The organism is Micromonospora echinofusca (genome assembly GCF_017614955.1).
GTDB classification, from domain to species: Bacteria; Actinomycetota; Actinomycetes; order Mycobacteriales; family Micromonosporaceae; genus Micromonospora; species Micromonospora echinofusca_A.
Genome location: NZ_WVUH01000065.1, coordinates 1 through 25,765 on the forward strand (window position 1 = coordinate 1; position 25,765 = coordinate 25,765).

Below are 25,765 nucleotides of genomic sequence, written 5' to 3' on the forward strand. Positions count from 1 at the left end.
TGTTGAGGCTGGCCCGGGGTGGGCGGGCCATTCACGGGCCGTCGTTCGGGTCGCGGCATCACACCAGCACCCACCCCGGGCCAGCCTCAACACGACCCGACGCGACCGCCATCTGAACCTGCCGGTTCCGTGCCGGTTGCGGGGAAGTGATCAACGGTGGTCATGGAGTCGTTCATGACCACCACTCTCGCCACCAAGGGGTGACGGGTTAACCACGTGGAGTTGTGCGTCTATGGACGTCTTGCCTATGGTTAGTCGTCCCTAACGGTCTTGGAGGCGGGTATGGCGAACGATCGCCTACGCGACGCGATGTACCGCAAGCAGATGACGCCCAGCGATCTCGCCTCCACGCTGAAGGTCGACCCGAAGACAGTCGAGCGGTGGATCACGCAGAACCGAATCCCGTACCCCCGGTACCGCTACGCCCTGGCCGCCCTGCTCGCCGAAAGCCAGACGTACCTCTGGCCCGACGCCACCCAGAACCGCGCGGGGAACGAGCCGCCCCGGTCGGAGGTGGTCCGGCTCTACCCACGCCGGGCCACAGTCCCGACCGAGATGTGGCAACGCCTGCTGGCCGATGCCACCAGCGACATCGCCATCCTCGTGTACGCGGCCCTGTTCCTACCCGAGCAGTACCCGCGACTGATATCCACACTCACTGAGAAAGCCGCAGCCGGCGCGAGGATACGTATCGCGCTCGGCGACCCCGAAGCGGGCGAAGTCGCGAAACGCGGCACCGAGGAAGGCATCGGCGACGCCATCGCCGCCAAGATCCGTAACGTCCTCTCGTGGTACCAGAAGCTCCGAGAGGTGGCCGGCATCAGCATCCGCCTGCACCGCACGACGCTGTACAACTCGATCTACCAGTTCGACGACGAGATGCTCGTCAACACCCACGTCTTCGGCTTTCCCGCAGCCCACGCCCCCACCCTGCACCTGCGCCAGACCGCCGACGGGGAGCTGTTCGGCCTCTACGCCGACAGTTTCGACCGGGTATGGTCAACCGCCAGGCCGGCATGGGGTCAGCAAGGAGAACCCTGAGTGGCGCGCACCGAGTACTTCCACGACCCGAACGCCCCCACACCGAACAGCATCGTCGTCGCCGCCACCGCCTTCGTCCGCGACGAACACGACCGGGTCCTGCTCATCCAACGCACCGACAACGGCCTGTGGGCACTCCCCGGAGGTGCCCAGGACTTCGGCGAATCCATCGCGCAGACCATCGTCCGCGAGACTCACGAGGAAGCCGGCATCACCATCGAGGTCACCGGCCTGGTCGGGATCTACACCGACCCGAACCACATCATCGCCTACAGCGACGGCGAGGTCCGCCAGCAGTTCTCCATCTGCTTCCGCGCCCGCTACCTCTCCGGCAACCCGACCGAGAGCAGCGAATCCAAGCGGGTCGCCTGGATCGACCGGACCGCCCTGGACACCCTCGACATCCACCCCTCCATGCGGCTACGCATCGACCACGGGTACGCCAACCTGTCGCAGCCCTACATCGGCTGACCGGCAAGCCGCGCCTCGGTACGCCGCACCGCCGCCACGATCTCCGGTTCCGCCCGATCGACGAACCGCGTCACCAGCGAAGCCGGACCATACCGGGCACGGATCTCCGCCAGCCGGTCGAGCACATCGAAGTCCTGTCCGTCCGGCCCGGTCGTCGCATCGCAGTACCAGAGCGCATCGGTCGTCGCCGACTCCTCCCGAACGAACTCGGCAACCAGCTCCGCCGCCAACCCCCGCTCCTGCGCCTCCAACTCCGCACAGGTGTGGTGCGCGACCAGGCACACCACCCGCTCCGGAAGGCCCTGCGCGCGAAGCCACCGTGCACCGTCCAACGGATGAAAGCCGACCTCCGCCAACTCCGGGGCGTAGCCGACGTCGTGCAGCCACGCCGACGCGACCAACACGTCCCGATCCGGCTCAGACAACACCGCCGCCACCCGCTCAGCCTTTCGACCCACCGCCTGCACATGCCGCCACCGACGCGGCAACGACTCACCCAGCATCGTCGCGGCGAGATCCCGTGCACTGTCGGTCAACTCCACCCCCACAACGTACGGCCCCGACTCGGGTTCTTCCTGCTGGCGGTCTACGGTCTGCGATATGGAGGAACCCGCGACGGTCGCCGCGCTGCTTCGCCCACTTCTCGGCCGGCGCCTGCTCGCGGTGACCGAAGCGCGGTCCTGCCCCGACGGTGGGCCGCTGGCGGGCATCGAGGGCCTGGTGCACTTCTGGCTGCACTTCGAGGGCAGTCCGCCTGTCATGGCCCACGGCTGTGGCGAACGGCTGGACCTGGAGTTCGAAGCGCCGTACCCGTCCTACGACATGCAGGAGTACGGGAGCACGGTGGTCGGCCCGGTAGACCCTGCGGATCTGCTGGGCAGCGTGATCGGACAACACCTCGTCGATGTCGGGCTTCTCCAGGGGTACGTCGAATGGCCTGCCGTGGGCGGAGTCCTGCTGCGCTTCGAAGGGTCCGATCTGGTCATCGCCTCCCTGGCGGACGAGTGGTTCCTCACCCGGGAGCCGATACCGGAGCGGGTCCAGCCGTACCTGCGGTTCAAAGGCTGGTTGAGCGGCGCCGACACCGCTGTCGGGAGTCAGTAGGTCGCCGGCCGGACTCGGCTTCGTTGACGACGCGCTCCACGACGGACGGTGTCGACCGGTAACGGCGACATCCGCTGAGCAGGCCGGAGCCGGCAGCGCCGAGGCAGCTTCCCGACAAGTCGTTCGACATCGGAGTCGGCCGGCGACATGATCGCCGGTATGGATACCTCGGGCCGTGACCGCTCCCGTGTCCGTACCACCGACCACCCGAAGCTCCTGCACCGTTGGCCCAGCGCACTCGGGCTGGCCGCTGCCGTGCTGTCCCTGGCCAGCGGGGTGAACCGCGAGTCGGGCGCGATCACCGTCGTCGTGGCCAGCCTGTGCTACCTCGGCGCCGCCGCGTTCAACCGGCCGTGGGTCGGCTGGGCGGGCATCCTTGGCGGCAGCATCGTCATCGTGGCCAGTGAACTCGCCGGTCTGCCCTGGTGGGCGGGAGCCGGCATCACGTCACTGGTGCTGATCGTCGCCGGGGTGGCCGTCCGGGCGCCGCGTGTCCCACTCGCCGCCCAGGCTCTCGCGCTGGCGGTGTACGGCGGGCTGGCCGTGGTCACGCTCTTCCTCTCGCCCCGGGTCGGCCTGGCGATGGCCGGTGCCGTGCTGGCCTGCCACGCCATCTGGGACGTGGTCCTCTACCGGCGCAACCAGACCGTACCCCGCTCCCTGACGGAGTTCTGCATGGTGCTCGACGTGCTGGCCGGCGGCGGGATCGTGGTGGTCGCGGTCACCGGCTGACCAACCCCGCCGCCACCTCCGGGCGGTGTCCCGCCCCGAGGTCCCACGCCGTCCGGCCCGGCAGCGGGATCTCGAAGTGCACCGTCTGGTGGGTGTCCGGGCGCCCGTCGCGGGCGTCGTGGACCGGCTCCGCCACCGACCGCCAGAACGCCTCGGCCCCCGCGACCCGGGTGTCGGTGTGCAGGTAGAGGACCCGGTAGCTGGGCTGCGCGGCGACGAACCCGGTGGCCAGGTCCACCAGCGCCCGGGCCAGTCCCCGGCGGCGGTGCTCCGGTCGGACGTACACCCGGAACAGCTGCGCGGTGCTCGCCTGCGGGTACCGGTCGGCGAGGAACTGGGGATGCGGTGGGCTCTGCGGTGCCGCCGCCCGGACGGCGGTGGTGCCGACGACCTCGTCGCCGAGGGTGGCGACGAAGAGGGCGTGGCGTTCCGGCCGCAGGTAGGTGTCCGCCAGGTCGATCACGTCGGCATGCCACTGTGGTCGGTACCCGTGGCCGAAGACGTGGTAGAAGGTGTCCAGCATGACGCTGCGGGCACCGGCGAGGTCCCGGGCCGCAGCGGGCCGCACCGTGTAGTCGTCGACGAGGTGTCCGGTCACCGTGGTTCGCTCGCTTTCGTGGTCAGCTGGTCGGTGGGGCGGAGCAGGGCGCGGGTCAGCGGATGCCGACCGGCGGTGAGCAGGTCCGCCGCCGGACCGTGCTCCACGACCCGACCCCGGTCGAGCACGACGACGTGGTCGGCGAGCCGGGCGACGACCTCCCGGTCGTGACTGATCACGACCAGGGTCACCTGATCCGTCCGGCGTAACTGCTCGACGAGGTCGAGGATGCGCTCCTGGGTCCCGGCGTCCAGCCCGGAGGTGATCTCGTCACAGATCAGCAGCCGGGGCCGGGCCAGCAGGGCGCGGGCCAGCGCGGCGCGTTGCAGTTCCCCGCCGGAGAGCCGGTCGGGGTGCCGGCCGGTGAACTCCTCGGTGAGGCCGACCCGGGTGAGGACGGTCTGCGCGGCCTGCCGGGCCGCCGCCGGTTGCAGATCCCGCAGCCGTACCGCGACCCGGGCCACCTGGTCGAGCAGCGGCCGGTGCGGGTGGAAACTGGCCCGGGGATCCTGGAAGACGTACTGGACGGCGGCCAGGTCGGTGCGGCTGCGCCGGTCGAGGCCGGCGGCCAGCCGTCGACCGTCCAACTCGACGGTGCCGGCAGCCGGCCGGTGCAGGCCGGCGACGCAGCGGGCCAGGGTGGTCTTGCCGCTGCCGGATCGGCCGACCACGGCGAGACACTGTCCGGCGGTGACGCTGGCGTCGACACCGTGCAGGACGGTGGGGCGGCGGGCGCCGTCGCGGTGCCGGGCCACCAACCCGGTGACCCGCAGTACCGGCGGGCGGTCCCGGTCGGGTCGGTCACCGTCGGTCGACCGGCCGCCGCCGACGGTACGGGGTGGCTGGTGCAGGGCGAGGACCTCGGCGGTGGGCCCGCTGGCGCGTACCGTCCCGTGCGCCAGGACCAGGGTGTGGTCGGCGACGGCGCGTACCAGGTCGAGGTCGTGGCTGAGCAGCACGACGGCCAGGTCGGCGGTGGCGAGTCCACGCAGTTCGGCGGCGATGTCGGCCCGGTTGATGCGGTCCTGTCCGGTGGTGGGTTCGTCGGCGATCAGCAGCCGGGCCCGGGACAGCAGCGCGTGGGCGAGGACGAGCCGTTGCTGCTGCCCGCCGGAGAGCTGGTGCGGGAAGCGGCGCAGCAGGTCCCGGCTGTCCGGCAGGCCGACCCGGGCGAGCGCGCCGGCCACGGCCTGGCGGAGCGGGGTACGGCCCGTGCCGCCCGGGGCGGCGTGGCGGTGGGCGATCTCGCGGAGCACCGACCCGACGCGGCGGACCGGGTTGAGCACGGCGGCGGGCTGCTGGGGTACGTAGCCGACCGTGCCCGGTGGCGGTGGGCTGTCCGGCGTGACCGGTCGGCCGGCGAACTCGATCCGACCGGTGAGCCGTACCCCCGGCCCGGTCTCGCCGAGCAGGGCGCGGCCGGTGGTGGTCTTGCCGCTGCCGGACGCCCCGATGACGGCCAGCACCTGCCCGGCCGCCAGCGTGAACGACACCCCGTCGACCAGCGGTTTCCCGCTGCCGGTGTGGGCGGTCAGCCCGGTGACCCGGAGCAGGGGAGCGCTCACCGGAGCACCTCCACCGCGTCCCGTTCGGCGGTCGACCGGTGACCGGCCAGCAACCGGTCGGCGACCAGGTTGACGCCGACCGCCATGGCCACGATCAGCGCGGCGGGTACGACGACCGCCCAGGGTTGCAGGAACAGGCCGGTCCGGTTGCGGTCCACCATCACCGCCCAGTCGGCGGCGTCGGGTGCCACCCCCACGCCGAGGAAACTGGCGGTGGCCACCAGGTACAGCGCGCCGATGAAGCGGACCCCGGCGTCGGCGGCCAGTACCCGGCGGATACCGACGGCGACGTGGCCGATCGCCCGTCGCCACCAGGTTTCCCGGTACAGCCGCATGGCCTCCATGACGGTGCCGTGGGCCAGCGGCAGCGCGGCGGCCCGGGTGACCCGGGCGACCTCCGGGAGCGCGATCAGCGCGACGAGCACGGTGAGGGTGACCGGGCCGCGTGGCGCGGTCGCGGCGACCAGGATGAGCAGCAGCAGGGACGGTACGGCCAGCAGCAGGTCCAGCGGACGCATCAGCAGCTCGTCGACCAGGCGGTGCCGGGTCGTCGCGGCCAGCAGGCCCACCGGCACGCCGACCAGGTACGCCAGTGTGGTGGCGGCGACCGCGACCAGCACCACGGACCGGCCGCCGAGGAGCAGTTGGTCGACGACGTCCCGGCCGACGAAGTCGGTGCCGAGCGGACCGGCCGGGTCGAACGGGCGGCCGTGCCCGGTCGGTCCGTCTACCAGCAGCGGCCCGGTCAGGGCGAGCAGCAGCGGTCCGCCGAGCAGCACCGCGCCGCCGACGGTCCGTAGCCGGCGGTTCACCGGGCACCCGCCGTGCGGGGGGCCAGCCGGAACGCGACCAGGTCGGCGGCCAGGTTGACGGTCACGGTGGTGACCGCGACGAGGACACAGAGGCCCTGCACGGTGGGTACGTCCCGGGCGGTGACCGCGTCGACCAGGGCGGTACCGAGGCCGGGGATGACGAACACCGCCTCGACCACGATCACCCCGCCGAGCAGCCAGTCGGTGGTGCGGGCGAGTTGCTGCACCACCGGGGCGAGGGCGTTCGGCAGGGCGTGGGCCAGCCACCGTCGTCGGGCCGGGATGCCCAGCCGGCGGGCGTGCGCGACGTACCCGGAGCGGACCGCGTCGACCATGCCGGCCCGGGTGAGCCGGCTGATCGAGCAGATCGGCCGGGCCAGCAGCACCAGCAGCGGCAGTACCAGCACCGCCGGCTGGGCCAGCAGGTTCCCGTCGGTGCCGACGGCGGTGGGCGGGAACCAGCCCAGGTGTACGCCGAACAGCGCGGCGAGCAGGATGGCCAGCGCGAACTCGGGTACCGCGTAGAGGCCGACCGACACCGCGGACAGCGACCGGTCGAGCCGGCCGCCCTCGCGGCGGGCCGCCAGCATGCCCACCCCGACGGCGAGCGGGACGAGCAGCAGCAGGGTCGCCGTGGCCAGCAGTACCGTCGGCGCGGCGGTGGCGGCCAGTACCTCGGTGACCGGCCGTTGCGAGACCAGTGAGACCCCCAGGTCGCCGTGCAGCAGGTCGCCCAGCCAGTCCCGGTAGCGTTCCCCGGCGGGCCGGTCGAGGTCGAGTTGGGCGCGGATGAGGGCGATGCGCGCCGGGTCGGGCTGGTCACCGGCGATCACCACGGCCGCGTCCCCGGGCAGCGCCTCGGCGAGCACGAACACGGCGGTGACGACCCCGGCGACCTGACCGGCCCCGAGCAGCAGCCGCCCGGCGGCGTAGCGGGGCAGACTCAACCCAGCCAGACCTTGTCGAAGCGGGCCCAGTCGAGGGTGTTGGCGGGGGCGTCGGCGGAGACCCCGCCGACGGTCGGGCTGGTGGCGACCAGGAAGTCGGCGAAGCCCCAGATCAGGAAGCCGCCCTCGGCGTGCAGCATCCGCTGCATGTCGCCGTACGCCTGCCGGCGGGCCGCCTCGTCCGGGCTGGACACCGCCTTCGCGTAGAGCGCGTCGAAGTCGGGGCGGGCCCAGCGGGTGGCGTTGGTGGTGGAGTTGGTGAGCAGCCGCTGGGAGATGTGCGTCTCGATGGGCATGGCGCCGGAGCGGTAGCAGGCCAGTACCCCGTTGGTCAGGATGTCCTTCCAGTAGGTGTCCTTGTTGCCGGTGGTCGGTACGACGGTCAGGCCGACCTGTCGGGCCTGGTCGGCGAGGACGGTGGCCGCCTCGACGAACCCGCTGGCCACGGCGGCGGTGTCCAGGGTGATCCGCAGTCCCTTCGCGCCGGCCCGGTCGACGAGGAACCGGGCCCGGTCGAGGTCGCGGGTGCGTTGCGGAATGTCGGCGGCGTAGTACTGGTAGCCCTTGCCGTAGAGGTCGTTGCCGACCTGACCGGCACCGGAGAGCACCGTGTCGACGAGCTGCTGCCGGTCGGTGAGCAGGAACATCGCCTCACGCAGGTCCCGGTTGTCGAACGGCGGCCGGTCGACCTTCATGGTGAAGCCCTGCATGGTGCTGTTCGCCATCCGGGTGATCGCGACCCGCCGGTCCCCGGCGTGGGTGCGGGCGGTGGTGGGGGTGATGTCGTGCGCGTACTCGACCTGCCCGCCGAGCAGCGCGTTGATCCGCGCCGACTCGTCGTTGCTGATCACGTATTCCAGCTCGTCGAGGTACGCCGGCCCGTCCCAGTGGTCCGGGTTGCGCCTGAGCAGCAGCGACCGGCCCGGCTGGAAGGAGTCGAAGACGAACGCGCCGGAGCCGACCGGCCGGTCGAAGGTCTCCGTGCCCTCCGGCACGATGTAGGCGCCGAACGCGGCGAGCAGGTTGCCGAACGCCGCGAACGGGCGGGTCAGGGCGAACTCGACGGTACGGTCGTCGACCGCCCGGCTGGCCCGCAGGTCGATCATCGCGAGGCTGGCCTTCGCCCGGAACGCGCGCTTCGGGTCGGTGATCCGGGCGTAGCTGGCCAGGACGTCGGCGGCGCGGACCGGCCGGCCGTCGTGGAAGGTGGCCTCGCGCAGGCTGACCCGCCACCGGGTGAGGTCGGGGTTGGGTTCCCAGCGCTGCGCCAGGCGCGGCTGGATCGACACGTCCGGGCCGTAGTCGGCGAGCTTGTCGTACACGGCCTTGGCCCGGGACGCCTCGACGAACAGGTTCGCCAGGTGCGGGTCGAGGGTCTCGTTGGCGCCGCCACCGGCGAACGCGGCCCGCAGCCGGCCGCCGCGCTTCGGCTGACCGGACGGGGCGGTCGCCGGTGCGTTGTCGGTGCCGCAGCCGGTGAGCAGCGCCGTGGAGAGCGCGACGGCGCCACCGAGCAGGCCACGGCGGCTCAGTCCGGGCGCGGGGGTGGTCAGAAAGGGGGTCATGCGTGAAATGTCCTTCCGAAGGGTGTGCGTGGTTCAGGTGACGTCGTCGCGGCGGACTCAGCTGCGGCGGCGGGCGACCAGGTGCAGGCGGTCGCCGGAGAGGGTGGTGGACAGGTCGGCGTCCGGCCGCCACGGCGGGTCGGTACGCGGACCGGGCCGGTCGAACAGGGCGAGCACGTCGAACCCGGCGGCGTCGAGCAGGTGCCGCAGTTCCTGGGGGAACAGCAGCCGCCAGGCGGAGGTCTGCACCAGTGGTCGCCCGCCGTCCGGCCAGGTCCAGACCCGTTCGCGGCGCAGCAGTTGCCCGGCGTGGTCGATCCAGAGCCGGGTCCGTGAGGTGTAGGGGACGCCCTGCCAGGTGACCGTGCGGGTCCGTGGGGCGTCCAGCAGGTCGGTGTTGCCCAGGAAGTACGCGCCGTTGCGCATCTCGGCGACCAGCAGTCCACCGGGGACGAGGTGGGCGTGGCAGCGGCCGAGGAACGCGGTCAGGTCGGCGTTGCGGTGGCAGTACAGCAGCGCGCTGTCCAGGCAGGTGACGACGTCGAAGCGGGTACCGAGGTCGAAGTCACGCATGTCGGCGGCCACGAACCGGGCCTGCCGGTGGTGCCGACGGGCATGCTCCAGCATCCGGGCCGAGGTGTCCAACCCGGTCGCGGCGTACCCGATCCGGGCCAGGTGGCCGGCGTCCCGGCCGGTACCGCAGCCGACGTCGAGCAGTCGCCGTCCCGGGCCGGTCTGCGGGGCGAAGCGTCGTACCAGGTCGTCGACGAAGGTCGCCGCCGCGTGCTGCGGGTCCGGGAACTGCGCCTCGTACAGTTCGGGATTGTCGGTGAGCAGGTTGGCCGTGGCCACCACGGGACCGGCCACCGGGGCAGCCGCGCCGCTCATCCGGCCACCTGGGCCGCTCATGCGGGCACCTCCGCCGCTCATGCGGGCACCTCCGTCCCGGCGGGTACCGGTCGGGGGCCGAGCCGGTGCCGGCGGTGCAGCAGCCGGACCGCCACCGCCGAGACCAGGCCGAGCGCCGCGCAGAGCAGCCACGCGCCGGCCGGTACCCCGTCGGCGTCGCCCATGGCCCGGCCGACCGCCGTGGTGGCCGCCGCCGCGACCAGCCCGGAGACCAGGTAGAACAGGCCGAAGTAGGTGCCGGTGAGGCCGTCGCGGGCGAAGCCGGGGATCAGTTCCAGCACGAACGGCTGGGCGGTCATCACCCCGACGGCGAGCAGTACGGCGGCACCCAGGACGGGCAGCAGCCCGGCCGGCCCGGTACCGGCCGGCAGCAGCGGCAGCAGGAAACCGGCCCCCATGACCGCCATCCCGATCGCGATCGCGGCGCCCCGGGTCGTCCGGGCGGACAGCCAGCGGGTCAGCGGGACCTGCCCGGCCAGGGTCACCACGGTCGACGCCACGAAGAGCGCGGCGACCGCCACCGGTGACCCGGTGGCGTGTTCGGCCTGTACCGGCAGGACCAGGTAGAGCTGGTTCTGGAGGGCGAACATCGCGCTCAGCGCGAGGGTGAAGACGAGGAACCGGCGGTCGGTGAGGGTCTCCCGCCAGTCCCGGCCGAGGGTCTGTCCGCTGCGGACCACCGGTTGCGCCGGCAGGACGAGGGCCTGCGCGACGGTCAGCGCGGCGAACACCGCCGCCGCGCCCATCGCGGCGGCGGTGAAGTCGACCAGCAGCAGCGCGCTGCCGACCAGCGGGCCGAGCAGCGCACCGGCGCTGGCGAACACGTTGAACAGGGCGAACGCCTCGGCCCGCCGGTCGGGGGCGGCCTGGGCGAGGTAGGCCCGGACGGCCGGGTTGAACAGTGCGCCCGCCAGCCCGGACAGCACCGACGCGGCGAGCAGCGCCGGCAGGGACACCCCGAGGGCGAAGACCGCGAACCCGACGGTACGCAGCGCGCAGCCGGCGATGATGACGCCCCGGGCGCCGAGTCGGTCGGCGGCGGACCCGCCGATGAGGAACATGCCCTGCTGGCTGAGGTTACGTACGCCGAGCACCAGCCCGATCAGGGCGGCGGAGAGGCCCACCTCGTCGGCCAGGTACCCGGCGAGGTAGGGCAGCAGCATGTAGAAGCCGATGTTGACGCCGAGCTGGTTGACCACCAGCAGCCGGACCGGCAGCGGGAAGCTGCGCAGCGTCGCCCAGGTGCCGCTCACCGGGACACCACCGTCGGCTGCTCGACGGCGGTGACCCCGAGCCCGGGTGTGCCGGTCAGCCGCAGGGTCCCGTCGTGCCCGCCGAGGCCGGTCCACGGGTCGTCGGCCAGCAGCAGGTGCCCGTCCAGGTCCACCCAGCGGGCGGTCGCGGTCAGGTGCACGGCGGGGGCGATGCCGAGGGAACTGGCGACCAGACAGCCGAGCATGACGTCCAGGCCGTACCCGGTGGCGACGTCGATGATCTCCCGGGCGGCGGTGATCCCGCCGCACCTGGCGAGTTTGACGTTGACCCCGGCGACCGCCCCGGCCAGCCGGTGCACGTCGGTGACGCTGACGGCGTCCTCGTCGGCGACGACCGGCACCGGGGTACGGGCCCCGATCCAGGCCAGCCGGTCCGGGTCACCGGGCGGCACCGGCTGCTCGACGGCGTCGATCCGGTGTGCCGCCATGGCGTCGAGGAGCCGGACGGTCTGCTCGGCGGTCCAGCCGCCGTTGGGGTCCAGCAGCAGTCGGGCCTGCGGGGCGGCGGCGCGTACCGCCGCGACCCGGGCCACGTCGTCGGCGTCACCGGCCTTGACCTTCACGGTGGTGAAACCGGCGGTGACCAGCCGCCGCGCGGCCGTGGCCGCCGCGTCGGGCGGGACCAGCCCGATGGTGTACGCGGTGCCGACCGGGGTGCCGTCGGTCAGCCCGAGCAGCCGGTGCACCGGTACGCCGGCCCGCCGCCCGAGCAGGTCGTGCACGGCGGCGTCCAGGGCGGCCCGTACCCCGGGCGGCGCCTGGCCGGTCAGCGTGGGCAGGCCCGCGTGCAGCGTCTCCGGGTCGGGGCAGCCGGCGATCCGGTCGGCGAGGCCGGCCAGTGCGCTGACCGCCGTGGCCAGGTCGAGCCGCAGGTAGGTGCTGGTCACCAGCTCGCCGTGGCCGTCCGTGCCGTCGTGACGGACGGTGACCTGCACCGCGTCCCGGCCGGCCATGGCGGACCGGGAGATCCGCAGTGGCTCGCGCAGCACCAGCGGGTACACCCGCCAGGTCAGTTCCATGCCGGCACCCGTGCCCCGCCCGCCGCGCCGGTGTGCGGCGTCGCCGGCTCCGTGCCCTGTGCCGCCGGTCCGGTGTGCGGTGCGCCTCCCGGGCCGACCGGGCCGACTGGGTCGACGACGACCCGGCAGCGGCTCCACCGGGTCACCTCGACCGCCTGCGGGTGGTGGATCTCCACCGGATGCCCCCGGGTCGGGCCGAGCAGCCCGTGCCGGGTGCAGTACCCGTCGTCGAAGATGGAGTCGAGGTAGCGGTGCGGGCCGTCGGGAAAGACGGTCAGCACCCGGGCGCCCGGCCGGGTACGCGCCGTCCAGGCGGCCACCCGGGCCACCGCGCCGGTGCTCCACCCGCCGGTGACGAAACTGCCGGTGGCCAAACGCCGACAGCTTTCCACCGCCTCCGCCGGACCCACCCAGTGCACCTCGTCGAACGCCCGGTAGTCGACGTTGCGGGGGTGGATGCTGCTGCCCAGGCCGCGCATCAACCGGGTGCGGGCCGGCTGGCCGAAGATCGTGGAGCCCACGGTGTCCACCCCGACCAGCCGCAGCGCCGGCCAGTACCGGCGCAGGGCCCGGGCCAGTCCGGCGCTGTGCCCACCGGTACCCACACTGCACACCAGCACGTCGACGGCGTCGACCTGACCGGCGATCTCGTCGGCCAGCCCGGTGTAGCCGGCCGCGTTGTCCGGGTTGTGGTACTGGTCCGGCCAGTACGACCCGGGCAGGCCGGCCCGGACCTCGGCGAGCCGGTCGAGGCGGGCCTGCTGCCAACCGCCCACCGGGTGCGGCCGGTCCACCACCTCCAGCCGGGCCCCGTACGCGCGCAGCAGCGCCCGCATCGACGGTTCCAGTTCACCGTCGACGACCAGGACCACCGGGTGCCCGAGGGCCTGCCCGGCGAAGGCCAACCCGACGCCGAGCGTGCCGCTGGTCGACTCGACCACCGGCGCACCAGGCCGCAGCTCACCCCGGCTGCGGGCCCCGGTGAGCATGGACACCGCCGCGCGGGCCTTCATCCCACCGGGGCTGAGGCACTCCACCTTCGCCCAGAACCCGTCGTGCGGGTACGGCAGCGGGGTGTCCACGAAGAGCACCGGGGTGTGTCCGACCAGGTTCAGCAGGTGCGGGGCGGTCACGGTGCCGCCCGGTACTGGTAGATCGGCGTCGGACCGCCGTCGAGCCAGAAGAAGGGGTACGGCTCGGCGGACACGGCGGTCACGCCCGAACCGACGAACCAGGGGAGCACCCCGCTGCCGGTCTGCGCGAACATCACCAGCGGGGTACCGGTGGCCGCCGCGTGGGCCAGCAGCGGCGCGAAACTCCCGTTGCCCAGGGTCATCCCGGAGGCCAGGACCGCGTCGGCCGTGCCGAGCAGGGCCTGCGCGTCGGGCAGGCACGCCTCGTCCCACTCGGTCCGGCCACCCGCGTGGTCGCACGGCAGGTAGCGCAGACCGCGTCGGCGCAACTGTTCCAGCAGCGAGTTGACCACCCCGACCACCAGCACCGTCTGCCCGGGTGCGCAGGGCAGCAGGTCCACCACGGCCGCCGCGCGGGCCGTCGACTTCGCCAGGGAGGTACCGGCGGGCACGGTCAGCACCGTGTCGGCCGTGTCCGGGTGCGGCCGGACCGCGAGCAGGTACGCGTCCAGCGCGGCGACCCGAACCGGCAGCGCCGGATGGTCCAGCAGTTCCGCCACCGTCCGGCCGACGCAGGCGTACGCGACGTCGTCGGGCAGCTCGTCCGGCTCGACGGCGCACGAGCCGACCGCCGCCCCGACCCGCAGACTGAGCACGTGGTTGCGGTAGCCCCGGCCCCGGCTGACGTGCCGGGCCCCCTGCCGGGTCACGAAACCGACGCTGACCTGCTGCTGCCCCGGATCGGGGCCGACCCGACCGGCGAGCACGTCGGTGACCAGCGCGTCGAACGTCCGGTACCCGGGTCGGGTCGTCGGGCCGGTCACGCCGGCACCCCGGCCAGGTCGTCGGCGTACCCGACCCGCAAGCCGGCGACCAGCCGGTCCGCCACCGACCGGGCGCCCGCCCCGCCGGTGTCGACGGCCATGACGTGACCCAGGTAGTGGTTGTTGCTGCTCGCCTCCCCGGCCCGGTGTCCGGCCGGTTTCACCGCCCAGTCCACCACCCGGGGCTCGGCGGCCACCGCCTCCGTACCGGTGATCCCGGCGACCGTACCGGGGCGTGGCGGGAGCAGGAACGCGATCGCCGCGCTGCGTACCCCGGTGTCGGTCGGGGTCAGGTCGGGCCGCTCGCCGAGCGCCAGTTGCGCGTACACCATCGGCAGGTCGATGCCGGTGACCCGGCGGACCAGTTCGGTGATCTGGTTGCCCGCCGGCCGGGGGTTCACCTCCACCACCCGGGGACCGTCGCCGGTCAGCCGCAGCTCGGTGTGCGCCACGCCGTGGTCGAAGCCGACCGCCGCCAGGGCGGCGGTGGCGGTCGCGCCGACGGTACGGGCGAGGTCGGGGTCGAGGGGTGCGGGGAACATGTGTCCGCTCTCCACGAACCCGGAGATGCCGGCGAGGCTCTTGTCGGTGATCCCGACGACGGTGGTGACACCGTCGGAGGTGACCGTCTCCACGCTCACCTCCGGCCCGTCCAGCAGCTCCTCCAGCAGCACCAGCGGCACCCTCGGCTGGCGCCGGGCGTTGACCGGGAAACCGGCCAGCGCGTCGTACGCCGCGCGCAGTTCGGTCCGGTCGTGCACCCGGCGGACGTACATCCCGGCGCAGAGGTCGACGGGCTTGACCACCAACGGGTACCCGACGTCGTCGGCTGCCCGGCTGGTCGCGGGCCAGCCCTCGGTCACCGCGAACGCCGGCTGGTCGACCCCGGCCCGGCGCATCGCGGCGCGGGCCAGGTCCTTGCGGTACGCGCACTCGACCGCGTCCGGTGCGGCGCCGGGCAGGCCCAGATGCGCGGCCAGCCGGGCGACGGTGCCGAGGTAGTAGTCGCAGGAGGTGACCACCCCGTCGAAGCGGAGCACCCGGTGCAGGCCGTCCACGAAGGAGAGCAGGGCCGGCAGGTCGTTGGTCTCGGTCGTCACCACGTTCTCCGCCGCCAGGAGCGGGTGCGGCCGGTCGGCCGGCGCGCTGCGGAGGTAGTGGTGCAGGTCGCGGGTCAGGAACGTGAAACGGTGCCCGGCCTCCCGGATGGCCCTCGGGAGCAGGCCGCTCATCGCGCCCACCCAACTCTCGACCACCAACAGATGCGCCATCGGCGACTCCCGTTCCGTGCGACGACCGGACTTGGGGATGGTAACGGTTTTCATTTCGGAAGGCCAGCGCCGGTTGGCTGGTCGTGTCGCGTACGGTGATCGCCTGGCCCTTGGTCCGGCTACCGTGCGCTGCGGGGGCAACAGGAAGGGCCGGGTCGAACTAGCGTTCTCCGCATGTTGTTCGACACGTCGGTCAGCCAACTGTTCTTCGCGTTCGTCCTGTGGCTCGTCGGGCAGGCCGTCCTCTACGTCGTGATCCGGATGGCCGTGCGACACGCCATCGAGGACGCCGACCGCCGTCGGGCGGCAGAGCGCCCTGTGGGTGGGAGGTAGCCGTGCGGCGGTGCGTTGCAGCGGCGTGGACGACGCTCGGCGTGTGCCTGCTGGTGGCAGCGGTCGCCTGTACCTCTCCACCGGCCGCCCGTCAGCGGGACGCGGACCGACCGACGTCGTCCGCCACCCCGTCTCAGGTGGCCGGGTCCGCATCGGCGTCGACGACGGGAGGCGCGGGTCGACCGCCGTGCACCGGGTCGATCAACGTGCTGCCGGATCCACCGGCGGCCTACCGGCTGGTGGGCGCGGACGTGGCCGTGCCCAGTGCTGTCGTGCTTCAGGTGGCGGATTCGGGGGAGCCCGACCCGGCGGCGCGGCTGTTCGCCAAGTGGGGGCTGGTCGTACGCGCCGGGGCGGTCGTCGATCTCCAGGTGGCACCCGGCTGGGAGGACGACGCTCGGGTCGGCTGGGGCCCCTCGGTCGAGCCGGCGGTACGCACGCAGGTGGTTGCCTGTGCGCCCGTCGGTGACCAGTCCCGCTGGCTCGTCTTCGCCGGTGGCACCTGGGTCGCGCGGGCGGCGTGCCTGCCACTGGTGATCCGGTCGCAGGGGCGGGAGGCGCACGTGAGACTCGGCATCGGCCTGCCGTGCGAGGTGGCCGGCACGTCGTAGAACTGCCGGTGGCGTCCGCCGGAACCGTGGTCGGACCCCGGTCAGCCGGCCGCCCTGGCCTGTGCCCAGCCGATGACGCGCTCGACATGCCCCGCCGCCCGGGGCCGGTCGGCGAAGGCGTCGCGCAGGCCCGCGTACGCGGCGTCCAGCTCCGCCGACGGCCCGCGCTCGGCGAGCAGCACTACCAACGCCTCCCAGTGACCCACCTGCTTGTCCGGCTGGGCCAGCAGTTCGTCGAGGTAACGGCCGGGGGTCAGCAGCTCCGCCAACCGGCCCGCCGCGTGCGTCACCCCGGCGAGCAGGTCCACGCGTAGCCGGTCGACGTCCGTGTCCACCGCCACCCGCCACCGGTCGGCGTACCCGTTGTCGGCGTGAGCAGGGTCGGTGCCCTGCACCCGGCCTTCGAGGAGGCGGATCCCGTCGGCCTGCCCGGCCCGGTCGACCGGGCCGGTCGCCCCCGTGCGCCACTCCCACCACACGGTCGGCACCACGGCCGTGTTCAGGTAGAACAGCCTGGCGTCCCAGGCCGAACCCCGCGATCCCTGCTTCTCGACCACGGCGACACCGCCGGTCGTGACCAGCCGCCACACGCCGGCCGAACCCCGGAAGCCCCGCGGGCGCAGCGCGGATCCGACGTCCCGCATCAGGCCCCGCATCACCACGTCAAGATCAGACATGACCCGACGGTACGGGAGCCGGGCCGGTCGGATATTCGACAAGGTGGTCCGACATTCCTGGCCGGTGAAGACGGTCTATTCCTGTTCCGGTCGGCGGTAAACTGCGCTCGCCACCGCGTACAGCCGAACCTCCGGGTAGGAAGGATCGCGTACATGCGTATTCGGGAGAGCCGTACGTCGTCGAAGATCCGGGCCCGATGGCGCGGTCGTACCTCGCTGCTGTCAGTTGTCGCCCTCGCCGCGACCGCGGTGGCGGTGCCGCAGTCGGCGCAGGGAGCCGACCCGGCGGTCGTGGCGGTCACCTCGGACGGGCCGGCGACCTACTGGACCGGGACTGTCCGCAGCACCGGCCCGACCCGGCCGCAGGTTCCCGAGTGCCGGACGGTCCACTGCGACCGGCTTAGGCTACGGGTCGACCTGCCGGCCGGCACCTGGGACCGCCCGGGTGGCCTCCAGGTGGCCATCCGCTGGGACGGAGCCACCGAGGGCGGGCTCGGCCTGTTCGTGTACCGGGGCGACGCGCTGGTGGCGACGTCGACCGCCGGGGTCGGCGCCGCCCAGTCGGTGATCGTCCCGTCCGCCGCCAACGGCCGGTACGACGTCTACGTCTCCTACGGGGTCACCTTCGGCGCGGTGGACCCGGACCCGGCCATCGCCTACGAAGGGCTGGCCGAGGTGGAGTACCGGCCGGCCGTCGAACCGGTCCGGGAGATGCTCCCCGACCTGCGGTCGCTGCCGCAGCAGAACGTCACCTACGACAACCCCGGGACGATCTTCGACGACGTGGCGCAGCCCGGGCAGTCCTGCTTCGACAGTGAACGCGCCGAGCAGGGTGCCCGGCAGTGCCTCCGGTTCGACCAGGTCCTGGAGAACACCGGCACCGGGCCGGTCGAACTCGCCTTCGACCGGCAGACCGGCAGCTACCAGGACGAGGACGTGGTCCAACGGCTCCACCGGTCCGACGGCAGTCACACCGACCTGCCCGCCGGTCAGGTCGAGTTCCATCCGGTGCACAGCCACTACCACTTCAAGGGCTTCGCCCAGTCCGAACTGTGGCTCACCGACGGCGCCGGCAACCTGGTCGGTACCACGCCGGCCGCCGTCGCGGACAAGGTCAGCTTCTGCATCGCCGACACCGACCTGGTCGGCTGGGGCAGCAAGGGCGACGCCGCCCTGTCGTACCCGGCACCCGCCTGCCTCGACCCGAAACGCGTCGAGGGTGGCACCGAGTACTTCGACATGGGCATGTCACCGGGCTGGGCCGACCGGTACAACTGGTACCTGCCCGACCAGATGATCGACACCCACGGGCTCGCCGACGGGACGTACGTCCTGTTCACCACCGTCGATCCGGACAGCAAACTCCGCGAGTCCCGGGAGGACAACAACTGTTCCTCGGTGGTCGTGGTGCTCTCCGGCCTGGCGACCGACCAGCCGTACGCCGAACTCCTCGGCACCGGCCCGGCCTGCCCACGGTTCTGACCGCGCCGCGCCGGACACCCGGGCCGGTCAGCCACCCAGCCCGGCGTCGCGGGCCCGCGCGATGGCCTGACCACGACTGCTGACCTGCAACTTCACCAGGATGTTCGACAGGTTGTTGCGGACCGTCTTCGGGCTGAGCCCGAGCCGGTGGGCGATCGCCGCGTTCTCCAACCCCCGGGCCACCAGCGCCAGCACCTCCCGTTCCCGGTCGGTCAGCTGCGGGAACGGGTTGGCCGGGGTGGTCCGCGCACCGGAGAGCAGGGCGGTGGCCTGCGCGGCGACGGCCGAACCGAGGATCATCTCCCCGTTGGCGATGGACCGGATGCTGCGTTCCACCTCCGCCGGGCTGGCCCCCTTGAGCAGGTACCCCCGGGCACCGGCCCGCAGGGCGGCGAACAGCGACTCGTCGTCGTCGAGCATGGTGATGACCAGGACCCCGACCTGCGGGGTACGCCGGGCGATGATCGCGGTGGCCTCGATGCCGGAACGCTCGGCGAAGTGCAGATCCATCAGCACCACGTCGGGCAGTTCCGCCTCCACCACGGCCAGCGCGGTGTCCACGTCGGCGGCCTCACCGACGCACCGCACGCCGTCCAGGGTGGACAGCAGCGCGGTCATGCCGAGCCGGAAGACCGGGTGGTCGTCGACCACCACGACCCGGATGGGTTCGGTCATCCGTGCCGCCCCCGGGTCGGCACGGTGAGGGTGACCGTGGTGCCGTGCGGGGTGCCGGCGGTGGAGGCCGGGCCGATGGTCAGCGTGCCGCCGACGCCGGTGGCCCGTTCCCGCATCGACTGCAACCCGACCCCGCCGACGGTGCCCGTGGGTGGCCCGCCGCCGTGGTCGGCGATGGTGATCTGGATGCGGTCCGGTTGGTTGCTGACCGCGACCGTGCAGCTGTCCACCCCGGCGTGCCGGTGCACGTTGCGGACCGCCTCGGTGACCACGCCGTAGACGGCGGTCGCCACGTTGTCCGGCAGTGCGTCGAGCCGGCCGGGCGTCTGCACCCGGACCTCCAGCCCGGCTACCGCGTACCGGTCGCGCAGGGTGTGCAGGGCCGGGATCAGCTCCCCGTCGGACAGTACCGGCGGCAGCAGGTCACGGGCCAGGTCGCGGACCTCGTCGGCGCGTTGGGTCAGCTCCACGATGAGCCGGTCCAGCAGCTCGGCGGCGGCGGTCACGTCGCGGTGCAGCAGGTTGCGGGTGGCGGCCAGGCCCAGCCCGATGCCGCTGAGTGCCGGCCCCAGCCCGTCGTGCAGGTCCCGGCGCAGCGCACGGCGTTCCTCGTCGCGGGCCTCGGCGAGGCGGGCCCGGGAGCGGCTGAGGGCCTCGTTGGTGGCGGCCAGGTCGACCACGGCGGCGACCACGGGGGACAGGTCGGCCAGGGCCGCGACCGCCCGGATGTCGAGCCGTTCCCCGGGCCGGGGCCAGGCGATCAGCTGACCCACCCGGCGCTGCCCGCTGATCAGGTCGACGGTGGTGCAGGCCGGGCTGGTCGGCGCCGGGTCCGGGACGTCCGGGCGGCGGGTACCGCCCCCGGAGGACGGGCCGTCGTCGGGCGGGCTGCCGAGGTCGGTGCTGGTGAAGACGGTGGGTGGGCGGGCCTGGTCGGACGGGTCCGGGGTGTCGACGACGATGCCCACCCGGGCGAGCCGCAGCGAGGTGGCGATCGCGGTGGCCACTGTCTCGATCATCTGTGCCCCCTTCTCGGCGGTACGCAGCCGGTGCGCCAGGTGCCGCATCGACGGTTCCGCGCCGTCACCGTGGATGAGCCGGTCGACCCGGCGTTGCACCCACTCGCGTACCGGCTGGAACGCGGCGGCCAGCAGGGCGGTCACCACGATCTTCGGGGCGAACGACCCGGCCGGCAGCATCCGGTCGAGCAGGGTCACCGCGCCGATGTAGGTGGCGATGACCCCGGCGGTCATCAGCAGCCAGACCAGGGTGCGCCGGACCGCGAGGTCGATGCCCCACAGCTGCTGGCGCAGCACCACCGCCAGCACGGCGGCCGGGAAGAACGCCTGCGAGGCCAGCATCAGCAGCGGCGCGGCCCGGTCCGGCAGAAAGGCCGCCCAGTCCGGCGGCGAGGTCATCAGGAACGCCACGCAGAGCAGCACGCTGCCGACGGTCAGCCAGCCCATCCCGTGCCGCTGCCGGGGCGGCCCGGTACGCCACCGCCAGGCCGCCCCGGCGGCGGCGACCAGCCCGAGCGGCACCAGGAGCGGCCCGACCACCGGGAACAGGGCGCGGTGCACGGTACGCCAGGCCGGGTCGTCGAGCGGGAAGAGGCCGTACGGGGCCGGTAAGGTGAACACCATCCACTGGTTGACGACCAGGTAGGCGGTACCGACGGCGAGCGCGGTACGGCTGAACCAGCCCAGCGGTCGGTCCGGCAGCAGCCACGGCAGCAGCACCATCAACGCGTAGAGGCCCGGCACCCAGGCCCACCCGTGCGCGCCGGTGAGCACGGCCGGCGCCCACAGCTGCGGGTGCTGTGCGGCCAGCAGCTCCCACTGGCGGGAGAACGCCGACAGTGACCCACCGACGGCCACCGCCGCGGCGACCCAACCGGCCGGGTGTGCCCGCCGGCTCAGCACCACCCAGGCGACCCCGCCGTAGATGATCCCGTCCATCAGGTCGACCAGTGAGTAGAGCTGGTCGGTGGTCATCGGTGGCAGGGCCAGGAACCAGCAGGTCATGGCGGCGACCGAGAGGATGCCGCTGAGCATGGGTACGGCTCGGGCGACGACCCTGCGCCCCCGGCCGGAGGCCGGCGGGAACCCGGCGGTACGGGTCGCCGGGGCCGGCGTCGACCGGCTGTCACCGCTGCGGTACGGGAAGGACACACGGGGATTCTTCCCCCGTCGGTCCGCCGGCCGGAAGGGCCGCCCTCCCAACGGCTCGCCGGTGCCGGCCGTCCGGTCAGCGGTGCTGTCCCGTCCACGCGGGACAGCTGTCCCTGGTGCCCGGGTTCCCGTCCCGCCCAGACTCCCCGGCGTGCGGCCCACGGTGGCGCACGACGCGGGAAGGAACCCATCACCATGGACAGTGCAACCACGGCGCCGCACGTGCTCTGCGGACCGATGGTGCGCCGGGTCGACCCGGGCAGCGTGACGGTCTTCGTCGCGGTCCGCTCCGCCGGCACGGTCACCCTGACCGTGTTCGAGGTGGGCGCGGCCCCGGCGTACGACCGGGGCGCGCAGGTGGCGACCGGTAGCCGGAGCACCGTGCCGCTCGGCGGAAACCTGCACGTGGTCGCGGTGACCGCGACCGGCGGCGGTCTGCTGCCCGGCCGGCTCTACGGCTACGACCTGGCGTTCGACGGCGGGTCCGGCCCGTGGCCGAGTCTCTTCGCCGACGGGGTGGTGGCCGCCGACGGTGCCACGGCGCGCGGCCTGCTGACCTACGCCGGTGACCCGCGCGCCGTGGGCGGGGCACCGGCGTGGCCGACGTTCGCCACGCCCCCGGCCGACCCGGGCCGGCTGCGGCTGTTCCACGGCTCCTGCCGTCGGCCGCACGGCATCGGCCGGGACGCCCTGGTCACCCTGGACCCGGTCATCGCGGCGGTGGCCGGTGACCCGGACCGCCGCCCCCACCAGCTGGTGCTGACCGGCGACCAGATCTACGCCGACAACGTCGCCGACCCGCTGCTGTCCATGGTGCTCGGCCACGACGCCGTACCGGCCCGCGAGGGCGAACCGGCGGTACCCGCCCGCGCCGGTATCGCCGACATGCTCGGCATGGCGCCGGAGCCGCTGCCCGACGGGTCGACCACGCCGCCGCTGGACCGGCAGTTCAGACCGGGTACCCGGGCGGTCACCCTGAGCCGGGACGCGAAGTTCACCTCCGGTGAGGCCGACAGCCATCTGATGTCGCTGCGCGAGTGGGTGTGCATGTACCTGCTCGTCTGGTCCGACCAGCTCTGGCCGGCGACGTTCCCCCGCTTCGAGGAGGTCTTCCCGGCCGAGACCCGGATCCTCAAGGAGGACCGGGGCCCCGACGGCAACGTCTACGACCGGATCCTCGCCGGCCGGCACTACGTGGTGACCGCCCAGCAGAAGCCGATCGTGGACCGGTACCTGCGCTGGCAGCGGCAGGCGATCCAGCTCACCGGGTTCCGGGCCGGGCTGGTCGCGGTGCGCCGGGCGCTGGCCAACGTGCCCAGCTATCTGGTCGCCGACGACCACGAGGTCACCGACGACTGGAACATGACCCGGGAGTTCGTCACCGGGGCGGTGGTCGGCTCGGCCCTGGGCCGGCGGATCGTCCGCAACGGGATGGCCGCGTACGCGATCTTCCAGGTCTGGGGCAACGACCCGCAGCGGTTCGCCGCGCAGGGCGCCACCGGCGAGCCCGGCCGGGAACTGCTCGCCGCCACCGCCGCCTGGCTGGCCGCGCCGTCGACCGCCGAGGACGAGCGGATGCGGACCCGGCTGGGTCTGCCCACCGGGATCGACCCGCACGGCGTGCCGGTCCGCCCGGCCGGGGCGCTGACCTACCACTTCTCCGTCACCTGGCCCCGCTACCAGCTCCTCGCCCTGGACACCCGCACCTGGCGGCAGTACCCGGCGGGGGACGGACACCCCGGCGGGCTGCTGCTGGCCGACGCGCCGCTGAACGAGATGGTCTCCGGTGGCGGGGTGCTCGGCGACGACGCGGTCACCGTGGTGGCGCAGCCGGTGGCGCTGTTCGGCATGCCCGCGCTGGAACAGCTCGTCCAGCCGGTCCTCGCCGCCTTCGCCCGCTACTCCGCCGACTACCAGGACAGCTGGGTGCACAGCGACGCGGCCACCCACAAGTTCCTCGGGCGGCTGTTCTCCGCCGCCCCCGCCGGCCCGGACGGGGTACGCCGCCGCCGGATCGTGATGCTCGGCGGGGACATCCACTTCGGTTTCGCCGAACGGATCCGGTACTCGGCGACCCTGCCGTACGCCTGCGGTCCGGACCCGGCCCACCCGTACCAGGGGGTCAACCGGACCGAGGGGGTGGTCGCCGGCTTCGTCTCCAGCGCGTTGCGCAACGAGTCCGACGAGACCCACTACCTGCACGACTTCGGTTACCTGCCGCTGCTGGACCTGATGCCCGGCCTGGACCTGGTCGGTTGGGCCAACGAGGCGGTCGCGCCGCCCGGTCAGCGGTTCCAGGCCGGGCAGCAGGTCGCCGTCGCCGCCGACGCGTTGACCGGCTGGTGGGTGTCCGGCCGGCCGGCGGTCAGCGACTACGACGGGTTGAAGCTGCTGTCCCGGCCGCCGGAGTGGCACGTCCAGGTGCGCTACGTCCACCACGACGAGGCCGACCCGCAGGTCGACCGGCCCGGTACCCCGCAACCGGTGCGCGACCCGACCGGGCTGCCCCGCGAGCAGGCCCTGGCGCAGTACCTGGCCGCCGCCCGCAACCTCGACGGGTACCTCGGGAAGTGGGGCAACGGTAAGGAGATCGTCGGCTACAGCAACCTCGGCGAGATCACCTTCGACTGGCCGGCGGGGGAGGGCAAGTCGGCCACCCAGCGGCTCTGGTGGCACCTACCCGGCGAGGAACGGGCCGCGCCGCTGACCGCGTACAAGGTGGACCTGTCGTTCGGGTGCTCGTTGACCCTGACCCCGCCGTACGGCGGTTTCGTGCTCCGCTACGACGACCGCGACGCCACCGCCGGCGGGAAGGCCCGCTACGACGGGGCGGACCGGCCGGCCGAGGTGGTCACCGAGCCCTGGGTGGCCCGGTTGCAGGCCGACCTGGCCACCCTCGGCTTCGGCGCGGCGCAGACCCCGGGCCGGTACGACGCGGCGACCTGGTGGGCGGTCCGCGAGTTCCAGACGTACGCCCGCCGGGACCGGGTCGCCCACGAACCGGCCGACGCCACCGCCACCCGGTACTCCGACCGGCTGGTGCCCGTCGACGTGCCCGAGGCCGAACGGTACCTGGGCCCGGTCAGCGGAGTGGCCGACCTGGCCACCCAGGTGGCCGTCCGGCACTGGCGGGACCGGCGCTGGCGCTGCCCGGTGGTGGTGGAGATGTGGCAGGTCGCCGGGGGCACCCCGCAACGGCTGGTCACCCCGAACGTGTGGCGCGCCGACGAGGAGGTCCCCGCCGACCAGCGGCTCTACTCCCGGGTGGTGACCGGACGCCCGGCCAACGCCGGACCGGCGCCGGCCGGGCATCCCGAACTGATCCCGCTCGGCGGCTGGAGCAGCGTTCCCGACCTGCCGCAGTGGGCCGGTCCGCTGGTCGAGCCGACCGTCGAGCTGCTGCCCGAGGCGCTGCTGCCGCCGGCGGCCGGGCAGAGCACCGGTCCGTCGCTCGCCGGCCTGGTCACCGCCACCGGCAGCGCCGACCCGGCGGTGGCCGAGCGGGCCCGCCGGCAACTGTCCACCTTCAAGGTGCTCCGGGCGGTCGCCGAGAACAGCCGACCCCGCTCCGCCGGTGCCTGGTTCGACCTCCTGGTCGCCGCCGACGAGGCGATCCTGCGGCTCGGCCCGTTCGGCTGGCCGGCGCACGGCCCGGCGACCGCACCGGTCAACCTGCCGCTCCCGGTCGACATGCGGGCCGAACCGGGGGTGCTGTGGGCCTGGCTGGCGGCGTTGCGCGCCACCGACCGGGACGCGTACGACGCGCTGGGCGGGGCGGCCGGACTGACCGCCGTACCGAGCTTCGGTCGGGACGGCGCCGGGCTGCTCCTGCCGGAGCTGCGGCTCAGCCGGGCCCGGGTGGCGATGAGCGACTCCACCGGCGGTGCCGGGGAACCGGTCGCGAACCTCCTCGAACTGCGGGACCTGCGCGGCTGGCACTGGGTGCACCGGTTCGTGCTGGCCCTGCGTGGTCACGCCGGGGTGCGGCGCAGCATCTGGACGTTCGCCCGGCAGGGACTGCACGACCTGCTCCGCACCCCCTGGGATGCGCCCGCCGGGGCGCCCAGCGTGCCGGACGTACCCGGCGCCGACGGCAATCCCCGCCGGGTCCGCATCGGTGACCTGTTCACCTCGGAACGGGCGGTGGCCCGGTTGGCCTGCTGGCAGGCGTACCGGGCGTACGACCTGGTCGGCTTCGGGGTGCCGAACGCCGGTGAGCCCGACGCCCAGCGGCTCCAGCCCCGGGCCGCGGCCGCGCTGCGGGACGTGCTGACCCGGGCCCGGGCCGCCGGACCGGACTTCAGCGGGCCGCCGACCGGGTGGACCGACGCACACGAGACCGCCCTGCTCGCCGCCATGGACCAGGTGACCGGTACCGATCCGGTGCTCGCCGCCGCGCTCGGCGCGGTGGCCGCCTGGCCGACCTGGCCCGGCGGTACGGCGTACCAGCTGCCCGTGTCGGTCCTGCCGGCGGACGGGCGGACCCTGTCGGCGGCCCGGGGCTCGCTGCACCTGGACCTCGACGACCTGCCCCGGGTGACCCCGTGACAC

The 25,765-nt window shown here is 73.5% G+C and carries 23 protein-coding genes; 8 read left to right on the forward strand and 15 right to left on the reverse strand.

Going from position 1 to position 25,765, the window contains the following annotated elements; genetic code table 11:
* Positions 1-282 precede the first annotated feature (282 nt).
* On the forward strand, positions 283-1,041 hold the full coding sequence (locus tag GSF22_RS10290; protein WP_208813277.1) for an XRE family transcriptional regulator: 759 nt from the start codon (positions 283-285) through the stop codon (positions 1,039-1,041).
* On the forward strand, positions 1,042-1,512 hold the full coding sequence (locus tag GSF22_RS10295) for an NUDIX hydrolase (protein WP_208813279.1): 471 nt from the start codon (positions 1,042-1,044) through the stop codon (positions 1,510-1,512).
* On the opposite strand, the gene GSF22_RS10300 is transcribed toward GSF22_RS10295, so the two are convergent.
* Complete coding sequence (locus GSF22_RS10300) at positions 1,500-2,054, reverse strand: HD domain-containing protein (protein ID WP_307803885.1); 555 nt, start codon at positions 2,052-2,054, stop codon at positions 1,500-1,502. The two genes, GSF22_RS10295 and GSF22_RS10300, sit on opposite strands and share 13 nt — an antisense overlap.
* Positions 2,055-2,112: 58 nt before the next feature.
* Between GSF22_RS10300 and GSF22_RS10305 the strand changes: the two genes are divergently transcribed.
* Both GSF22_RS10305 and GSF22_RS10310 read left to right on the forward strand, forming a co-directional pair.
* Positions 2,113-2,616: a hypothetical protein gene (locus tag GSF22_RS10305; RefSeq protein WP_208813281.1), complete on the forward strand. Its 504-nt coding sequence runs from the start codon at positions 2,113-2,115 to the stop codon at positions 2,614-2,616.
* 159 nt (positions 2,617-2,775) lie between these two features.
* Positions 2,776-3,348, forward strand: a complete 573-nt coding sequence (locus GSF22_RS10310) for a hypothetical protein (protein ID WP_208813283.1) — start codon at positions 2,776-2,778, stop codon at positions 3,346-3,348.
* Here GSF22_RS10310 and GSF22_RS35375 read toward each other — a convergent pair.
* Genes GSF22_RS35375 through GSF22_RS10365 form a run of 11 tightly spaced genes read right to left on the reverse strand, consistent with a single transcriptional unit; the run spans position 3,338 to position 15,265 of the window.
* Positions 3,338-3,946 carry a GNAT family N-acetyltransferase gene (locus tag GSF22_RS35375; protein ID WP_208813285.1) on the reverse strand — a complete coding sequence of 203 codons (609 nt, stop codon included), beginning with the start codon at positions 3,944-3,946 and terminating at the stop codon, positions 3,338-3,340. The genes GSF22_RS10310 and GSF22_RS35375 overlap by 11 nt on opposite strands.
* Positions 3,943-5,511, reverse strand: a complete 1,569-nt coding sequence (locus GSF22_RS10320) for an ABC transporter ATP-binding protein (RefSeq protein WP_307803886.1) — start codon at positions 5,509-5,511, stop codon at positions 3,943-3,945. Before GSF22_RS10320 ends, GSF22_RS35375 begins: the two co-directional genes overlap by 4 nt.
* The gene (locus tag GSF22_RS10325; protein WP_208813287.1) at positions 5,508-6,323 is read right to left on the reverse strand and encodes an ABC transporter permease; all 816 of its coding nucleotides are present in this window, start codon (positions 6,321-6,323) and stop codon (positions 5,508-5,510) included. The genes GSF22_RS10320 and GSF22_RS10325 overlap by 4 nt, the downstream gene beginning before the upstream one ends.
* Positions 6,320-7,270 (reverse strand): ABC transporter permease, encoded by a 951-nt coding sequence (locus tag GSF22_RS10330; protein WP_208813289.1) that lies wholly within the window; start codon positions 7,268-7,270, stop codon positions 6,320-6,322. Before GSF22_RS10330 ends, GSF22_RS10325 begins: the two co-directional genes overlap by 4 nt.
* A complete protein-coding gene (locus tag GSF22_RS10335) occupies positions 7,267-8,835 on the reverse strand; it encodes an ABC transporter substrate-binding protein (protein WP_208813291.1) in 1,569 nt (522 codons plus the stop codon). Before GSF22_RS10335 ends, GSF22_RS10330 begins: the two co-directional genes overlap by 4 nt.
* Positions 8,836-8,892: 57 nt before the next feature.
* Positions 8,893-9,744 (reverse strand): class I SAM-dependent methyltransferase, encoded by an 852-nt coding sequence (locus tag GSF22_RS10340; RefSeq protein ID WP_244366956.1) that lies wholly within the window; start codon positions 9,742-9,744, stop codon positions 8,893-8,895.
* 17 nt (positions 9,745-9,761) lie between these two features.
* On the reverse strand, positions 9,762-10,997 hold the full coding sequence (locus GSF22_RS10345; protein ID WP_307803887.1) for an MFS transporter: 1,236 nt from the start codon (positions 10,995-10,997) through the stop codon (positions 9,762-9,764).
* Complete coding sequence (locus tag GSF22_RS10350; protein WP_208813293.1) at positions 10,994-12,037, reverse strand: dipeptide epimerase; 1,044 nt, start codon at positions 12,035-12,037, stop codon at positions 10,994-10,996. Before GSF22_RS10350 ends, GSF22_RS10345 begins: the two co-directional genes overlap by 4 nt.
* The gene (locus tag GSF22_RS10355) at positions 12,028-13,170 is read right to left on the reverse strand and encodes a PLP-dependent cysteine synthase family protein (RefSeq protein ID WP_307803888.1); all 1,143 of its coding nucleotides are present in this window, start codon (positions 13,168-13,170) and stop codon (positions 12,028-12,030) included. The genes GSF22_RS10350 and GSF22_RS10355 overlap by 10 nt, the downstream gene beginning before the upstream one ends.
* A complete protein-coding gene (locus GSF22_RS10360) occupies positions 13,167-13,994 on the reverse strand; it encodes a Rossmann-like domain-containing protein (RefSeq protein WP_208813295.1) in 828 nt (275 codons plus the stop codon). Before GSF22_RS10360 ends, GSF22_RS10355 begins: the two co-directional genes overlap by 4 nt.
* Entirely contained in the window at positions 13,991-15,265 is a 1,275-nt protein-coding gene (locus GSF22_RS10365; protein ID WP_208813297.1) for an ATP-grasp domain-containing protein, read from the reverse strand. The genes GSF22_RS10360 and GSF22_RS10365 overlap by 4 nt, the downstream gene beginning before the upstream one ends.
* Positions 15,266-15,439: 174 nt before the next feature.
* Between GSF22_RS10365 and GSF22_RS10370 the strand changes: the two genes are divergently transcribed.
* Both GSF22_RS10370 and GSF22_RS10375 read left to right on the forward strand, forming a co-directional pair.
* Positions 15,440-15,598 carry a hypothetical protein gene (locus GSF22_RS10370; protein ID WP_208813298.1) on the forward strand — a complete coding sequence of 53 codons (159 nt, stop codon included), beginning with the start codon at positions 15,440-15,442 and terminating at the stop codon, positions 15,596-15,598.
* Between the two features lie 206 nt (positions 15,599-15,804).
* Positions 15,805-16,209, forward strand: coding sequence for a hypothetical protein (locus tag GSF22_RS10375; RefSeq protein WP_208813299.1), 405 nt, complete (start codon positions 15,805-15,807; stop codon positions 16,207-16,209).
* A gap of 41 nt (positions 16,210-16,250) precedes the next feature.
* On the opposite strand, the gene GSF22_RS10380 is transcribed toward GSF22_RS10375, so the two are convergent.
* On the reverse strand, positions 16,251-16,886 hold the full coding sequence (locus GSF22_RS10380; protein ID WP_208813300.1) for a DUF4304 domain-containing protein: 636 nt from the start codon (positions 16,884-16,886) through the stop codon (positions 16,251-16,253).
* A 153-nt stretch (positions 16,887-17,039) separates the two neighbouring features.
* On the opposite strand from GSF22_RS10380, the gene GSF22_RS10385 reads away from it, so the two are divergent.
* Positions 17,040-18,368: a lysyl oxidase family protein gene (locus GSF22_RS10385; protein ID WP_208813301.1), complete on the forward strand. Its 1,329-nt coding sequence runs from the start codon at positions 17,040-17,042 to the stop codon at positions 18,366-18,368.
* 27 nt (positions 18,369-18,395) lie between these two features.
* On the opposite strand, the gene GSF22_RS10390 is transcribed toward GSF22_RS10385, so the two are convergent.
* Positions 18,396-19,043, reverse strand: coding sequence for a response regulator transcription factor (locus tag GSF22_RS10390; protein WP_208813302.1), 648 nt, complete (start codon positions 19,041-19,043; stop codon positions 18,396-18,398).
* On the reverse strand, positions 19,040-21,214 hold the full coding sequence (locus tag GSF22_RS35670; protein WP_208813303.1) for a sensor histidine kinase: 2,175 nt from the start codon (positions 21,212-21,214) through the stop codon (positions 19,040-19,042). Before GSF22_RS35670 ends, GSF22_RS10390 begins: the two co-directional genes overlap by 4 nt.
* A 195-nt stretch (positions 21,215-21,409) precedes the next feature.
* Here GSF22_RS35670 and GSF22_RS10400 point away from each other — a divergent pair, with 195 nt between their 5' ends.
* Positions 21,410-25,762, forward strand: a complete 4,353-nt coding sequence (locus GSF22_RS10400) for a peptidoglycan-binding domain-containing protein (RefSeq protein WP_208813304.1) — start codon at positions 21,410-21,412, stop codon at positions 25,760-25,762.
* The last annotated feature ends 3 nt before the right edge of the window (positions 25,763-25,765 follow it).

Coding starts and splice junctions, on each gene's coding strand:
- GSF22_RS10290 (WP_208813277.1), top strand. CDS start 283: ATGGCGAACGATCGCCTACGCGACGCGATGTACCGCAAGCAGATGACG.
- GSF22_RS10305 (WP_208813281.1), top strand. CDS start 2,113: ATGGAGGAACCCGCGACGGTCGCCGCGCTGCTTCGCCCACTTCTCGGC.
- GSF22_RS10380 (WP_208813300.1), bottom strand. CDS start 16,886: ATGTCTGATCTTGACGTGGTGATGCGGGGCCTGATGCGGGACGTCGGA.
- GSF22_RS10365 (WP_208813297.1), bottom strand. CDS start 15,265: ATGGCGCATCTGTTGGTGGTCGAGAGTTGGGTGGGCGCGATGAGCGGC.
- GSF22_RS10400 (WP_208813304.1), top strand. CDS start 21,410: ATGGACAGTGCAACCACGGCGCCGCACGTGCTCTGCGGACCGATGGTG.
- GSF22_RS10390 (WP_208813302.1), bottom strand. CDS start 19,043: ATGACCGAACCCATCCGGGTCGTGGTGGTCGACGACCACCCGGTCTTC.
- GSF22_RS10340 (WP_244366956.1), bottom strand. CDS start 9,744: ATGAGCGGCCCAGGTGGCCGGATGAGCGGCGCGGCTGCCCCGGTGGCC.
- GSF22_RS10335 (WP_208813291.1), bottom strand. CDS start 8,835: ATGACCCCCTTTCTGACCACCCCCGCGCCCGGACTGAGCCGCCGTGGC.
- GSF22_RS10310 (WP_208813283.1), top strand. CDS start 2,776: ATGGATACCTCGGGCCGTGACCGCTCCCGTGTCCGTACCACCGACCAC.
- GSF22_RS10370 (WP_208813298.1), top strand. CDS start 15,440: ATGTTGTTCGACACGTCGGTCAGCCAACTGTTCTTCGCGTTCGTCCTG.
- GSF22_RS10350 (WP_208813293.1), bottom strand. CDS start 12,037: ATGGAACTGACCTGGCGGGTGTACCCGCTGGTGCTGCGCGAGCCACTG.
- GSF22_RS10385 (WP_208813301.1), top strand. CDS start 17,040: ATGCGTATTCGGGAGAGCCGTACGTCGTCGAAGATCCGGGCCCGATGG.